Source organism: Akkermansia massiliensis, assembly GCF_023516715.1.
Taxonomy (GTDB): domain Bacteria; phylum Verrucomicrobiota; class Verrucomicrobiia; order Verrucomicrobiales; family Akkermansiaceae; genus Akkermansia; species Akkermansia massiliensis.
Genome location: NZ_JAMGSI010000001.1, coordinates 1757647 through 1770820 on the forward strand (window position 1 = coordinate 1757647; position 13174 = coordinate 1770820).

Below are 13174 nucleotides of genomic sequence, written 5' to 3' on the forward strand. Positions count from 1 at the left end.
CCCCTATCCTCCCATGTCCTTCACCTCTCCCTGGCTGCTATGGGCCCTCTTTGCAGCCTCCATTCCCATCATCATTCACCTGGTCAACAGGTGGCGGCACCGCTCCGTCCATTGGGCGGCCATGGAATTCCTGCTCCGCGCCGCCAGGGAAACCCGCGGGACGAAAAAACTGCTGCACTACCTGATTCTGGCGTTGCGCGTCCTGGCCGTGGCGGCGCTGGTGACGGCCTTTGCGCGGCCCCTGCTCAGCAGCTTCTTCGGCTGGGGGAGTTCCGGACTGAATGAAGTCCTGCTGGTTCTGGACCGTTCCGCCTCCATGGACGCACGGCCGGACAAAACCAACTCCCTGCGGGACGCCATCCCGCCGCTGGTGGAATCCACCTTTGCGCAGCTTGGCCACTGCCGCCTGTCCCTGCTTGATTCCGCCACCGGAACCGTCACCCAGATTCCCGCCCCGGAAGCCCTGGCGGACCTGACCGTCAGCAAAACCACGGACGGCGGCGCAGACATTCCGGCCCTGCTGCAAAAAGCCATCCCGTATCTGGAGGAGTCCGGTTCCGGAAAGACGGAAATCTGGATTGCCTCAGACATGCAGGCCTCCTCCTGGAGGCCGGATTCCCCCCTCTGGCCCGGCGTGCGCCAGCGGCTGGCCGCTCTGGCCATTCCCCCCTCCATCCGCATCATGGCCCTCCGCGACAGGCCGGAAAGCAACCGCGGCATCAGGGTCAGGCAGGCCCAGGTGAGCAACGGCAGGCTGGTGCTGGACCTGGAGGTGCTGCGCCAGGGTTTCAACCCCAACCAGCCGGAGGACGTGCCGGTACACCTTTCCGTGGATAATGCCGCCGCCTCCGCCACGCTGCAACTGGCCGGGGAAAGCACCGCCATCAGGAAGGAAATTCCGCTGCCGCAGGGGAAGGAATCCGGCTTCGGCTTCGTTTCCCTGCCTCATGACGACTTCACCAGGGATGACATTTCCTTCTTCACCTTCGCCCCCCGACCCCTCGCCAACATCCTGATCTGCGGCCCTTCCGGAGAAGTGGGGAAAACCCTCTCCCTGATGTCCGCCCCTCCCGGTCTGCCCAACAGGAAGGCCACGATGCCCGGCAACACGCGGGCGGCGCAGGCCGCTCTGGCCTCCCAGTCCATGGTCGCCTGGTACGGACCGCCGCCGCGCGCGGAAATGGAAGAAAAGCTACTGGCCTTTATTGAAGAAGGGGGAATCGTCCTCTTCCTGCCGGACGATACGGCCCACGGCACGCGGCATCCGTTCCTGGGCGTCTCCTGGGGAGCGATGGAAACGGCCCCGCCCGAGGAGTACTACCGCCTGGAAACATGGGACCGCCAGCGCGGCTTCCTCCGGGACGGTTCCGACCAGGCGGCCATTCCCGCCAACCGGCTCCGCGCCGTGCGCCGGAAGCCCCTGCTGGGCAAATACCGCACCCTGGCCTCCTGGGATGACGGCACCTGCGCCCTGGCCCAGGTCAGGGCCGGAACGGGTTCCGCCCTGTTCCTGGGGACTCTGCCCAGATATTCCTGGTCCAACCTGGCGGACGGCCACCTGCTGCTCCCCCTGCTCCAGCGCATGGCGGACCGCGGGGCGGAACGCTTCTCCACTTCCATCTCCCTCCGGGTGAATGACCCGGCCCTGCCGCAATCCGCCACGGACATCCCCGTGCGCATGGACAACGCCCAGGGCAGCCACCCCTCCGGCTCTCCGGCGGACACGGCAGGCGTGTACCGCCTGGGAGCGCAGACCTATGCCGTGAACCGCCCCTGGTCGGAAGACAATCCGGACCAGATTACGGATGAAAAGCTCCGCCTCCTTCTGCCGGAGGCCTCCATCAGCTCCATGCAGAGCACGGCGGAAACGCCCTCCCTGGTGCAGGAGGCCTGGAAACTCTTTCTCATCATTTCCCTCGCCTGCCTGTTGCTGGAAGCTTTCCTGTGCCTGCCCAGGCACACGGCCAAACGCCCCTCCCCCACCATCCGCCCATGAGCCTGAGCCTTCAACCTACCGCTTTAAGCGTCCTCCTGGCCGTCCTGGTCATGGCGGCCGGCGTCTGGATGAGCCGCACCGCCTGCAAACGCAACCGCCGTCCGCTGACGTTCAAGCTGGAACTCCTGCGCCTGGTGATTCTGGGGGCCATCTGCTTCCTGCTCTTCCAGCCGGAATGGGTCGTCACCTCAGCCCCGCAGGAGAAGCCCAAGGTCTCCATCCTGGAGGACCGCTCCGGCTCCATGGAAACGCAGGACGTGGAAATCACCCCCCAGCACGTCGTTACCCGCACGGCCTACGCGCAGGAGCTGATCAAGGGCAACAGCACGGAATCCCTGAAAGACACGCACGTGGTGGAATCCGCCGCCTTCGGCTCCCCCCCTCCGCCGGATTCCCCGGATTACGCCATGGCCTGCACGGACCTGGCCAAGCCGCTGGAGGACGCCATGCAATCCTCGGACAACCTGCGGGCGGTCATCATGTTCACGGACGGCGGCCACAACGCCTCCTCCTCCGTGCTGACGCAGGCCCAGCGCATGCGCACCAGGGGCATTCCCCTCTTCATCATTCCCGCCGGCAGTCCGTACCCCCTGCCCGACCTGGCCCTCCAGGACGTGAAAGCCCCCACCTACGGCATCATCGGGGAGACGGTGCAGATCCCCTTCACCATTAAAAGCACGCTGGGCAAGGAAACGCGCACCACGCTCACCCTGGCCTCCAGGGACACCGGAAAAACCGTCACCCGCACGGTCACCATTCCGGCCCAGGGGGAAGTGTCCGACGCCGTCCTGTGGAAGATAGAAAAGGAAGGGGCGGAAACGCTGGAGCTCAAGCTCCCCGTCCAGCCCCAGGAACGGATGCACAACAACAACGCCTCCTCCTTCAGCATCGCCGGCAGGAGGGAATCCATCAAGGTGCTGGTGATCGACACGCTGCCGCGCTGGGAGTACCGCTTCATCCGGAACGCCCTGTACCGCGACCCGGGCGTGGACGTGCATACCCTGCTCTTTCACCCGGGGCTGGAGGAAATGGGGGAAGGCCCCGGCTACCTGGTCAAATTCCCGGACAGGATGGAAGACCTGGCCCAGTATGACGTCATCTTCATCGGAGACGTGGGGCTGGGCCCCAAGGGGCTGACGGAGGAACAGGCCGCCCTGCTCAAGGGCATGGTGAAAAACCAGGCCAGCGGCATCGTCTTCCTGCCCGGCTACCAGGGCAAGCAGATGGAACTCCTAAAATCCGAGCTGGGAGACCTGATGCCCGTCACGTTCCTCACCGCCAAGCCGGAGGGAACCACCCAGCCAGCCCCCTCCCCCCTCATCCTGACGCCGGAGGGGCGCGGCTCCCTCCTTACCATGCTGGCGGATACGGAGGGTGAAAACGAGGAAGTGTGGCGCAACCTGCCGGGCTTCAACTGGTACGCCCCGGTGGAACGGCCCAAGGCCGGAACCACCGTCCTGGCCGTGCATGCGGCGGACAAAAACGCCTACGGCCGCATTCCCCTCATCGTCACCCAGTCCTACGGCAACGGAAAAGTCCTCTTCATGGGGACGGACTCCGCCTGGCGCTGGCGGCGCGGCGTGGAGGACAAATACCACTACCGCTTCTGGAGCCAGGTGGCCCGCTGGATGAGTTACCAGCGCAATATGGCCGCCGGGGAAAGAATCCGCCTGATTCCCAACCCGGAACGCCCCCGCCTGGGGGATACGCTGACCGTCAACGCCATGGTCTCCGACAAACTGGGGGCGCCTCTCCAGAACGGGGAAGTCTTCCTGGACATCACCGCCCCGGAAGGCACCGCCAGCCGCGTGCAGATGGACAACATGGACCACACCTGGGGTTCTTTCACCGCCTCCGTCAAAATCAACCGCCCCGGCACCTGGAAGCTGACCGCTTCATCCTCCGCGGAACCGGACAAATCCGTCACGCTCCCGGTCATCACCATGGGCGAGACGCTGGAAAAAACCGGCCAGCCCGTCAATACCGCCCTGATGGAGGAAATGACCTCCATCACGCGCGGACGCATGGTGAAGGCGGAAGAAATACAGCAGCTCATCAAGGAAATCAAGGAGCTGCCCGTGCCGCCGCCCATGGAAACGCGCATCCTGCTCTGGTGCAGCCCGTACACGCTCGCGGCCCTTCTCTTCCTGCTCACCCTGTTCTGGATAGGCAGAAAGCTCAACGGCACCATCTGACCCGGTGCGCTCCGGATTTTCCGGAAACCGGAGGCTTTTCCACCCCTCCTTCCGTCATTTCTCCGCCGCCTTTTTCCCGTCCGCAGCGGAAGGGGCGGACGGTGAAAACTTCAGCTTCACGCCCAGTTTTTTCCAGGCTGCGGCCATTTCCCGCTCCACCTCTTCCGGAGCCTTCCCGTCCAGCAGAACGGCGTGCGCCCCGTTGACGTCCTCCGCATCCCAGGCTTCCAGGTAACGCCTGAGGCGTTCCGCCTTGCCGTCCCCTTCCAGATGGCACCAGTACACCGTCCATAACAGATCGGCCCAGTACCGGGACGCGTCCCCCTTTGAAGGGAGGCCATGGCCTGCGGCGGAATGAACGGAATCCCGCGCCAGCAGGTCCGCCAGGGCAGGCAGCGGCTCCCTGCCCGTGCGCACGGCGCGGGGAAGCATGGCAGCCAGCCTTCCCGGAAGCTTCCGGAATACCATCGCCTCCTTCTCCATGGGAAGAAAAGCCATGTACGCGGAAAAACCGTCCACCAGCCAGTGTTCCAGGTCCATGGACTGCGCCACCCAGTGGGTGACGGCAAAGCGCGGATCCACCGCGTCCAGCTTCAGCGGCTTTCCCTTTTTATCCCGCAGCAGCAGGGCCGTAAAACTGGTGGGGGAAAACTTGAGCCTCCCGTTCCGCAGGCCCGGCGCCTTGTTGAAATCCTCTTCCTGAAAACATACCCTCACCAGATACTTGCGGGAGGGGCGGCGGGCCACCGCCAGATTCATGGGAACGGCCGCCAGGGCGGACAGAATGGTTTCAAAACGCCGCGCCAGGGCCATGCGTTCCGTTTCCGGCAATTTTCCGGGGGACTCAATGACGAAATGGTCCGTTTCATACACGCTCAGCTCATCCGTCTCCTGCACGGCCTTCACCAGCAGATAGCCGGGCGCGGCCGCCCTTTCCGGCCACGGAGCGTCCCAATTCGGCTCCAGGGGAACGTAACGTCCGCCGGACGCACCCTGCGCCGGAGGGTTCTCCGCCCCCACATCCGTATCCGGAAGCGTGCCGCCGGACTTCACCCATTCCAGGATATACGCCTGGTCGGCGCCGGAAAAAACGTTCTTGGGAACGGCTACTATCCGGCCGTCCTGAAGCTTCAGGTCCACCTCCGCATCACGGACGGCCACCAGCACGGCTACGACGGTAGCGCCCCGGTCATTCGTCCAGATGCGCGCCTGAACGCTTCCGGCCAGGCTCAGTCCTGTCAATACGGACAGTATCTTTACGGGCACGGTCATAGGGCTCCCTTTGTCCGCACAAGCTACCACATTGTCCCGCGGACGCAATCCTTTTTCCGTCCACCCTTGCTCCGCCGGAACCCGTTCCGCCAAAAGAACATGGAGCGGCTCCGCGTCATGGCTTTCCTCCGGAGGGGTTGACACGTCCCAGTAAAACCCATAATCTTATGGAAGAAAGGAAAAGCAGGCATGCACATCAGTCCCCTCAGAAAAAACATTCCGCTGACCGTCGTCACCCTGGCGGCCCTGGGCATCATGCTCTTCCTGTTCTTCATGCACCCCTCCACCCCGGAGGAATCCCTGGAATTCTACACGCCGGACGGCAACGGCGTAGGCTCCTTCCGGGTGGAAATCACGGACATGCCGTCCAACCCCGCCTATACGGAAGTGAAGATCATCCCGGAGGACATGGAGCCCTTCCAGCGGTTCATGTCCAAATTCCGCAACAAGCCCGTCACGGCCAAAATCCCCTCCTACGGCAGCCATGTAGTCGTTCCTGGCCGGGACATGCAGTGCGACGGAGTCCTGCGCCTGGCCGGGCATTGACCGGCAAGCGGAGGCTGCCTTACAGCTTGTCTCCCTTTCCCACGTCCTTCGCCCACTTCCGGGCCAGGAAGGAACAGACCATCAGCTGGAGCTGGTGGAAAACCATGATGGGAATCACCAGCAGCCCGATGGGCGCTCCGGCAAAAATCACGTTCATCATCGGGATGCCGGTGGCCAGGCTCTTCTTGGAGCCGCAGAAAATAATCGCGATGCGGTCCTCCCGGGAGAAATGCAACTTGCGGGAAAGGAAGGCCGTCAGCCACAGGGCCGCGGCCAGCAGAATGCCGCAGAAGACAAGCACCTCCACCAGGGAGAGCCAGGGCAGGTTCTTCCACACGCCGTTAATCATCGCATGGCTGAACGCCGTGTAAATCACCAGCCAGATCGTGCTGTGGTCCGTCCAGGAAGTAATGTTCCGGTGCGTGACCACCCATTTGCCGATCCAGCGCTGGGCAACCTGCCCGGTCACAAAGGGCACCAGAATAATATAGCAGATGTTCAGGAAGGTGGAAAAATCCACGCCTCCCTCCCCTCCGCGGGACCACACCAGCCCCACCAGCAGAGGCGTGAGGAACACTCCCAGCAGACTGGAAACGGAGGCGGAGCAGATGGCCGCGGCCACGTTCCCGCCCGCCATGGAGGTGAACGCTATGCTGGACTGCACCGTGGAAGGCAGCATGCACACGTACAGCATGCCCATGCACAAATCCGGCCCCAGCACGCTGTTCCACAGCGGCATGCTCAGAATGCCCAGCAGGGGGAAAATCACGAAGGTGCTTGCAGCCACCAGGCCCTGGAGGCGCCAGTGCATCAGCCCCTCCCACACGGAGCGGCGGGAAAGCTTGGCCCCGTACAGGAAAAAGAGCAGGATGATGGCCGCATCGCTCAAGCGGCTGAACACCGTATCCCACACGCCGGAACAGGGAATCAGAATCCCCGCGCTCACGCTGACGATGAGGCCGACGGTAAAGCGGTCCAATTTGGAAAGGAATCCCAGCATGGAGGAAGGAAGAAAGGTGAATGCCGTTTCCGGCTCCCTACTTGAAGCGCACGGCGTGCTTCTTGCTCAGGCGCAGAACGCTGCCGGGGGCCAGCTCCGGCACGGCGGCGGGGTCCGTCACCTTGGCGTCGTTCAACTGGATGGCGCCGGGCGTGAAATGCTCCTTGCGCAAAACGCCGTTGGACTTCTTCACCTGGAAAACGTTCTCAAAAAGGAAGGCCACCAGGGCCAGCGCATTCATGCCGGCAGGCAGGGAGGCGATTTCCACTTCCGGCAAATCCGCGGCGGCCAGGTCCCTCTTGGAGAAACGGGTTTCCCAGTCCGCGCGGGCGGCGTCCGCGGCGGCGGAGTCGTGATAGCGGGCCGTAATCTTCCAGGCCAGCAGCTTCTTGGCTTCCATCGGGTGCAGACCCATGTCCCGCTTCTCGCCCAGCAGCACCTGGTAATAGCGGTCCATCAGCTCGTCGCTGGCGCTCATCATCTTGCCGAACATCATTTCCGGCGCTTCGTCCACGCCCACGTAATTCCCGTAGGACTTGGACATCTTGCGCACGCCGTCCAGGCCTTCCAGCAGGGGCATCGTCATGGCGATCTGGGGCAGCATGCCCTCCTCCTTCTGGAGGTCGCGCCCTACCAGGATGTTGAAAAGCTGGTCCGTGCCGCCCAGTTCCACGTCCGACCGGATTTCTACGGAATCCCAGCCCTGCATGATCGGGTACTGCATTTCGTGCAGGCGCACCTCCTTGCCGCCCTCCACGCGGGCCTTGAAATCCTCCCGGGCCAGCATTTGCTGCATGGTCACGCGGGAATTGAGCTTCAGCACTTCCTCATACGTCATCTTGCGGAACCAGTCCCCGTTGTAGACGATCTCCGTCCTGTCCCGGTCCAGAATCTTGAACGCCTGCTTGGTGTACGTCTCCGCATTCTCCAGCACCTGTTCACGGGAAAGAGGGGGCCGCGTGACGGAACGGCCGGAGGGATCCCCGATGGTGGCCGTGAAATCCCCGATGAGCAAAATGGCCTGGTGGCCCAGTTCCTGGAACTGGCGCAGTTTTTCAATAGCCACGGTATGGCCCAGGTGAATATCCGGCGCGGTGGGGTCCACCCCCAGCTTCACGCGCAGGGGACGGCCCAGCTTGAGGCGCTCCTTCAACTCTTCACGGCTGATCACGACGGCGGTACCGCCCATCAATATGTCTAATTGCTCATCTATAGTCATTGATCTGGCGCATAGAGTGCCGGGGGCACCGCGCCTTTTCAAGCTTATATCCTGTGCGCGAAGCATCAGGCCCGGCAAAGGGCCCTCCGGAGCCCGTGCCGGTACCGGGAAGCGGGCGGCCCGGAGGTGGTATCCGTGCCACGCAGGGAACGGCATGCCAAAACTGCGTCCCTTCACACGCCCTTCCCGCCAACGCCGCTCCATGGTTTACGCTGCCCTTTTCCGCAAGCGGCGGCGTTCCTGCGGAACCGCAAAAACTACATGAGCTGGTACAGGCGGGGATAGGAAGCCTGATTGGCGGTCACGTAATGCGGGCGGGGCTTGGGACCCGGCCTGTTCTGCCCGTGATGCCAGCCGTTGTTATAATCATTATGGTTATAATGGTGCGACGGACCGGGGCGGTAATAATCATTATTATTATGGCGATGGTGGCAGCCTGCGGCCAGGACGGCTACGGCTGCTGCTGCAAGAATAGGTATTATTTTCATATTCATCTTTCTAAATGGTAAGACCACCCTGAAAGAGGAATGCGAACGAAAAAAGTCTGTCACCCGAGCAAACGCTCCCTATTGACAAAGAAAACGGCCCCCAGCACGCATAAAAAAGCCCACAGGTAGTCCCACTTCCATTTCTCCCCGATGTAGAACAGGGCGAAGGGGATGAACACGCACAGGGTGATCACCTCCTGCATGATCTTGAGCTGGGCCACGTTAAGGCCTCCCGCATTGCCCAGGCGGTTGGCGGGAATCATGAAGCAGTACTCGAAAAACGCCACGCCCCAGCTCATCAGGATAATCAGCAGCAGGGGCTTGTCGTCCGCCGCGGAACCCTTCTTCAAATGCCCGTACCACGCCCACGTCATAAAAACGTTGGAGACCACCAGCATGGAAATCGTTAAAGCAACCTTCATTGTCTTTTATTCAAAAGCGTCAATCCTTGGAAGACTTGGGGTCCAGGGCGTCACGCAGCCCGTCCCCCAGGAAATTCAGCGCCAGCAGGGTAGCGGAAAACAGCAGCGCCGGGAACAGGAGCAGTTCCGGGCTCACCTCCATGCGGTCCGCCCCCTCCTTGATCAGCGTGCCCCAGGAAGAATTGGGAGCCTTCACGCCCAGGCCCAGGAAGGACAGGACAGCCTCCAGCAGCATGATGCCGGGAACGGCCAGCGTCGTGTACACGATGACGGACCCGAACAAATTCGGCGCAATGTGGCGGAACAGAATCTTCATGTGCCCGATGCCCAGGGAGCGGGCCGCCTCCACGAACTCCTGCCCCTTCAGCTCCAGCGTCTGCGTGCGGACGATGCGCGCCAGCGTCAGCCAGCCCAGCGCGCCGATGGCGATGAAGAGGGGAATCAATCCGGTCATGGGACTCACCATCTCCACGGACCAGCCCGTGACGCCGGAAACCCACTGCGTCAGCTGCTGGGCGGGTTCCTCCACGGACAGGGAGAAAATAATCACCAGCACGATGAACGGCAGGGCGAAAAGCACGTCCACCAGGCGCATCATCAGGGCGTCCAGCCTGCCCCCGGCATAACCGGAAACCAGCCCGTACGTCACGCCGATGACCAGGGAAACGCCCGTGGCCACCACGCCCACCAGCAGGGAAATGCGGCCCCCGTACAGCACGCGCGCCAGCAGGTCCCGCCCGAGCTGGTCCGTGCCGAACCAGTACTGCCAGGAAGGACTTTCCGCAATGCGGGACAGGTCCTGCACATTCGGGTGCGGCAGCCACGGCAGCAGCGGACCCAGAAAACAGGCCGCCACAATCAGCGCCAGCGCCAGCAGGGAAAACATGGCCGCGCGGTTGCGCGAAAGCCGCAGAAAGGCGTCTCTCCACAGGGAGGAGCCCTGCTCCTCCATGCTGTTCCATTCCCTGTTCTTCATGACTCCGCCCTCAATCTGGGGTTGACGGCCATCTGCACCAGGTCCACGGCCAGGTTGGCCGCGACGATCAGGATGCCGTAAAACAGGACAAGCCCCTGGATCAGGAAATAATCCCGGTCCGTGGTGGCGTTCACGAAATGCTGGCCCATGCCGGGAACCTGGAAGCAGGTCTCCACTACAAAGGAGCCGGTAATCATGGCGGCAAAGGCCGGCCCCAGATAGGAAAGGGCCGGAATCAGGCCGCCGCGCAGGGCGTGCTTCCAGACCGTGCGGAAGGGGCCCGCCCCCTTGGCGCGGGCCGTCCTGATGAAATCCTGTCCCAGCACCTCAAGCATGCCTCCGCGCGTCAGGCGCGCTAGGTACGCGGCATTCACCAATCCCAGCGTCAGCGCAGGCAGCACCACGCAGCCGGGAGAATCCCATCCGGCAACGCTCAGGCCGGGCACATGCATGCCCAGCGCCACACCCAGCAGCGGAGCCACCACGAAGGCGGGAATACAGATGCCGGCCATGGAAACCAGCATCACCCACCAGTCCATCCACCGGTTCTTGTACAGGGCCGCCACGATCCCGGCGGGAATGCCCACCAGAATGGAAATCACCATGCCTATGACGCCAAGCTGGAGGGATACCGGGAATGACTGGCCGATCATGTCCGCCACGCTGATGCCCTCCTTCACCAGGGACGGCCCCAGGTCGCCATGGACCAGCATGTTCCACCAGTAGCGCCCGTACTGGACCAGGGAGCTCTGGTCCAGCCCGTAGCTGGTCTGGAGCTGCTGGAGGACGTGCTCCGGCAGCTTCTTCTCCCCCATGAAGGGGTGGCCCGGCAGCAGGCGTATCAGGAAAAACGTCACGGTCTCCAGCACCAGCAGGACCAGAAGCCCCTGCCCCAGGCGTTTCAAAATCATCCTGGTCAAGGCGCGGCCTCCTTCCCCTGCTCCCTGGGCGCGCCCAGGCTGATGTCTTCAAACAAATGGTTGTCCAGCAGCAGGGGATGCCATCCCCGCACCTCCGGACTCTTCAAATAGGACCGCCTGGCCCAGTACAGGGGAATCACCGGAGACTCCGAAAGCATCAGCGCTTCCGCACGGGCCAGCAGGGCCATGCGCTTCTCCTGGTCTCCCGTGGCGCGGCTCTCCGCCAGCAGGCGCTCATACTCCGGGCGGGACCAGCCCGTGTTGTTGTTCCCGGAGGCGGAGCTCCACAAATCCAGAAAACTGGACGGGTCCAGATAATCCCCGGACCAGGAGGAGGAACTGAAATCATACTGCATGGAATTCTGCGCGAACTTGTAGGCCGTCCATTCACAGGAACGGATATCCACGTGAACGCCCAGGTGCCTCTTCCACATGCCCTGGATGGCTTCCGCCATCGTCTTCTGCACCTCCCTGGACGTGGTCATCAACTCCAGCCGCGGAAACCCCTTTCCGCCGGGGAAACCCGCCTGCGCCAGCAGGGCGCGCGCCTTCTCCGGATTGAACTCCACCCCGTGCGGCGTCTTGTAGCCTGCGCCGTCCGGCGTAAAGCCGAAGCACGGCTGGCCGCCCCCGCACACCACGTCACGCACCAGGGTCTCCCGGTCCACGGCCAGGGAAAGGGCACGCCTGACGCGGGCGTCATCCAGCGGCGCGCGCGACGTATTTAGCCGGTAAAAAATAGTCACGTAATAATCATCCTGGCAGAAATCACCGCCGCCGCGCTCCCGCGCGTACGCCGTCATTTCCGGGGGAACGTTATTGGTGACATGGAGCTTGCCGTTGAAAAACATGCGGGTTTCCGTAAAGCCGTTCACGGTGGGTAGAAAACGGACCCCGTTCAGCCGGACGGAGGAGGCGTTCCGGTAGCGGGGATTGCGCCGCACCTCCACATAATCATTGAAACGGTGCTCCGCCATCAGAAAAGGACCATTCCCCACAGCCTTGCCGGGCCGCGTCCAGCCCCCCGTCCTGTCCAGCATGCCGCCGTGGGCTTCCACCGCATGGCGGGGAACCGGAAACCAGGTGCAATGAAGCAGCAGCAGGGGAAGCTGGGGCATCGGAGAACGCATTTCCAGCTCCAGGGTATGATCGTCCGCGGCGCGCACGCCCACACGGGCCTCCTCCCACAAATCCGGTCTTCCGGCCCGGACATCCTCCAGCATCCGGGCCGCGATTCTCCGCGCGCCTTCCTCCGGCATTCCGTCCGGCCACTCCATCCGGGAAATATCCTTCCGCAGCGCCTCCAGCTCCCGGGCGCCCATGCCGTCCAGCCTCTCCCAATCCACCCGTGCCAGAGCCTCTCCATCCAGCCCCGCTTCCCCGGCCAGCCGGGAACCGGGGCCGCACAGCAGCAGGCTGCGCCTGTTCCGGTTGTAAGCCTCCGCATTCTTCAGCGGATAAAGCATGTCCGCATACCTTCCGCCAAACTCCGGATGAAGCAGGCGGTGGTAGGCATAAACGAAATCATGGGCCGTCACCGGAACGCCGTCGCTCCACACGGCGTCCTTCCGCAGGGAAAAACACCACTTGTCCGCCTCCGGATTATGCGTCCAGGACTCCGCCACGGCTGGATGAAAAACGGCGTCATCCCTGGAATCCCCGCGCAGCAGCCCTTCCATCACGGCATTGATAATCTTGAAATCGGAAACGGAGGTGGCAATATGCGGATCAAAACTCTGCGGTTCCGCATTATTGCCCACGATCAGCACTCCTTCCTCCTGCGCCCGTTCCACGCTGGTACGCGTATCGCATCCGGCGAGCAGCAGCATCACACAGAACATCATGAACAGGCGCATGGCGGGATTCTGTCAGGTTTCCTTCCCCCGCGCAAGGCTTCACCTCAAGAAATACAACCGCCGCTCCGCGGCTCACGGAATCTTCCCGGAAATCCCTCCCTCCGCTACTGCCGGGCATCATGCCGCTCCGTTCACGGCCGGCCCGTACTTGTGGACATTCCTTTGCCGGCAGGGAGGTGGTTCCTCTCCTGAACCAAACCAACAACGGGCACGAAACACTTCCCGAGGGAAAAACCGGCCGCCGCAGGATATCTTCACAAAAACCGTCTAAAAGAGACGCTTGC

Annotated in this window: 11 protein-coding genes; 3 read left to right on the plus strand and 8 right to left on the minus strand. The window is 62.8% G+C overall.

Annotation, left to right across the window (positions count from 1 at the left end; translation table 11 throughout):
* Positions 1 to 13: 13 nt before the first annotated feature.
* Together M8N44_RS07535 and M8N44_RS07540 are read left to right on the plus strand one after the other, a co-directional pair.
* Positions 14 to 1996 carry a vWA domain-containing protein gene (locus M8N44_RS07535; RefSeq protein WP_102729140.1) on the plus strand — a complete coding sequence of 661 codons (1983 nt, stop codon included), beginning with the start codon at positions 14 to 16 and terminating at the stop codon, positions 1994 to 1996.
* Positions 1993 to 4191, plus strand: coding sequence for a hypothetical protein (locus M8N44_RS07540; RefSeq protein WP_102729141.1), 2199 nt, complete (start codon positions 1993 to 1995; stop codon positions 4189 to 4191). Before M8N44_RS07535 ends, M8N44_RS07540 begins: the two co-directional genes overlap by 4 nt.
* 54 nt (positions 4192 to 4245) lie before the next feature.
* Here M8N44_RS07540 and M8N44_RS07545 read toward each other — a convergent pair whose 3' ends face one another.
* Complete coding sequence (locus M8N44_RS07545; RefSeq protein ID WP_102749529.1) at positions 4246 to 5607, minus strand: hypothetical protein; 1362 nt, start codon at positions 5605 to 5607, stop codon at positions 4246 to 4248.
* 45 nt (positions 5608 to 5652) lie between these two features.
* On the opposite strand from M8N44_RS07545, the gene M8N44_RS07550 reads away from it, so the two are divergent.
* A complete protein-coding gene (locus M8N44_RS07550) occupies positions 5653 to 6009 on the plus strand; it encodes a hypothetical protein (RefSeq protein WP_022397495.1) in 357 nt (118 codons plus the stop codon).
* Positions 6010 to 6028: 19 nt separating this feature from the next.
* On the opposite strand, the gene M8N44_RS07555 is transcribed toward M8N44_RS07550, so the two are convergent.
* From M8N44_RS07555 to M8N44_RS07585, 7 genes are all read right to left on the minus strand, one after another.
* Positions 6029 to 7009, minus strand: coding sequence for a bile acid:sodium symporter family protein (locus tag M8N44_RS07555; protein ID WP_102729143.1), 981 nt, complete (start codon positions 7007 to 7009; stop codon positions 6029 to 6031).
* 37 nt (positions 7010 to 7046) lie between these two features.
* Positions 7047 to 8228, minus strand: coding sequence for a tyrosine--tRNA ligase (gene tyrS, locus M8N44_RS07560; protein ID WP_102721061.1), 1182 nt, complete (start codon positions 8226 to 8228; stop codon positions 7047 to 7049).
* 257 nt (positions 8229 to 8485) lie between these two features.
* The gene (locus M8N44_RS07565; RefSeq protein ID WP_146017944.1) at positions 8486 to 8716 is read right to left on the minus strand and encodes a hypothetical protein; all 231 of its coding nucleotides are present in this window, start codon (positions 8714 to 8716) and stop codon (positions 8486 to 8488) included.
* A 59-nt stretch (positions 8717 to 8775) separates the two neighbouring features.
* Positions 8776 to 9138 carry a DMT family protein gene (locus M8N44_RS07570; RefSeq protein ID WP_102721059.1) on the minus strand — a complete coding sequence of 121 codons (363 nt, stop codon included), beginning with the start codon at positions 9136 to 9138 and terminating at the stop codon, positions 8776 to 8778.
* 19 nt (positions 9139 to 9157) lie between these two features.
* Positions 9158 to 10114, minus strand: coding sequence for an ABC transporter permease (locus tag M8N44_RS07575; RefSeq protein ID WP_249853074.1), 957 nt, complete (start codon positions 10112 to 10114; stop codon positions 9158 to 9160).
* Positions 10111 to 11025, minus strand: coding sequence for an ABC transporter permease (locus tag M8N44_RS07580; protein WP_102729144.1), 915 nt, complete (start codon positions 11023 to 11025; stop codon positions 10111 to 10113). Before M8N44_RS07580 ends, M8N44_RS07575 begins: the two co-directional genes overlap by 4 nt.
* A gap of 5 nt (positions 11026 to 11030) precedes the next feature.
* Positions 11031 to 12890, minus strand: coding sequence for a peptide ABC transporter substrate-binding protein (locus tag M8N44_RS07585; RefSeq protein WP_102729145.1), 1860 nt, complete (start codon positions 12888 to 12890; stop codon positions 11031 to 11033).
* Positions 12891 to 13174: the final 284 nt, after the last annotated feature.